This is a genomic window from Mucilaginibacter sp. P4_G9 (assembly GCF_056400985.1).
The window spans coordinates 1-1,234 of sequence record NZ_JBFUKF010000774.1; the positions used below are offsets into that span (position 1 = coordinate 1).

Genomic DNA, 1,234 nt, shown 5'->3' on the forward strand with positions numbered 1-1,234 from the left:
GTATAAGGGGAGGCATACAATTCTTGAGGCAACGGAATCGCAAACAGGCATTTCTATATTATTTACWTAGGGCAATGTTGATAGCGATGGGTAGAAATACCTTCTACAATATATTTGTGCCAGTTCCAGCTTTGCTTTACTATCTTGCATCAAACCCTCAGTGCTAAAAAGCACAGGGAAATATGCATGGTTATAATCTTGTTTGTTCTCTATTTTCTGAAATTTTACGTCGAGGTTAGTCAAACGCAGCATATACTGTTCTGATAAATACTTCCTCTTTTTTAGTATTTCATCGGCATGGCGTAAGTTACACAGGCCCATTGCCGCATGAAATTCACAATTTTTGGCGTTGATTCCAGGTTCAGAAAAACTATCCACTCCCGAATAACCAAAATTACGCATCAATGCCATTTTTCTTAAAAGCTCCGGGTCCTGTGTAAATACGCCCCCCCCTTCAATCGTATGAAATAATTTGGTTGAATGAAAACTGGTTGTACTAATGTCTCCATATTCAAACACCGATCTGTTATTATAAAAGGTGCCAAAACAATGGGCAGCATCATAAATAACCTTTAATCCATGCTTATCTGCAATTCGTTGTATAGCATCAATATCACAGGGGTTTCCAAAAACATGTGTTGCCAGTATAGCTGAGGTTTTTGGGGTAATAGCGGCTTCTATTTTAGCCGGATCGATATTAAATGTATCAGGATCTATGTCCGTAAATACGGGTGTACATCCCTGCCATACAATACTGCTTGTTGTTGCCACAAATGAAAAAGGTGTGGTAATAATTTCTCCGCTTAAATCAAGGGCCTTAATTGCCAGTTGTAAGGCCAATGTTCCATTTGAAACAAATAACATGTGATTAACTCCCAGGTATTCTTTTAATTTCAGTTCAAGCGTATTTACTAAAGGGCCGTTATTTGTAAGCCACTGTCTTTCCCAAATACTCTTAACATAGTTATTGAATTCGCTTTCTGCTGGCAGAAATGGTTTGGTTACAGGAATCATTTTTTTAGGATTAATTGGTTAAAATCTTTAATTGCCGATAGTTTTATCAGAAGGCCGGCGCCATAATAAACCCCAAAATAAATTATGCTTATTATGCCAATATGCATAATCGCCGGGGTAAAAAGGTTAGTTAAAAGGATATTAAGGAAATAACAACTAAAACCTATGGTGCCGGATATTGCCAGGATGGGTAAAATATCTTCAATTTGCTCTTTTATAG

General features: G+C 37.3%; 2 protein-coding genes. Both read right to left on the reverse strand.

Translation table 11 applies throughout. The features are described from left to right. The coding region (locus AC1DPZ_RS27545; protein WP_477409524.1) for a DegT/DnrJ/EryC1/StrS family aminotransferase at window positions 1–1,014 on the reverse strand (1,014 nt) is incomplete at its 3' end. Continuing rightward, on the reverse strand, window positions 1,011–1,234 hold a 224-nt coding region (locus tag AC1DPZ_RS27550), incomplete at its 5' end, for a hypothetical protein (RefSeq protein ID WP_477409526.1). The genes AC1DPZ_RS27550 and AC1DPZ_RS27545, both read right to left, overlap by 4 nt.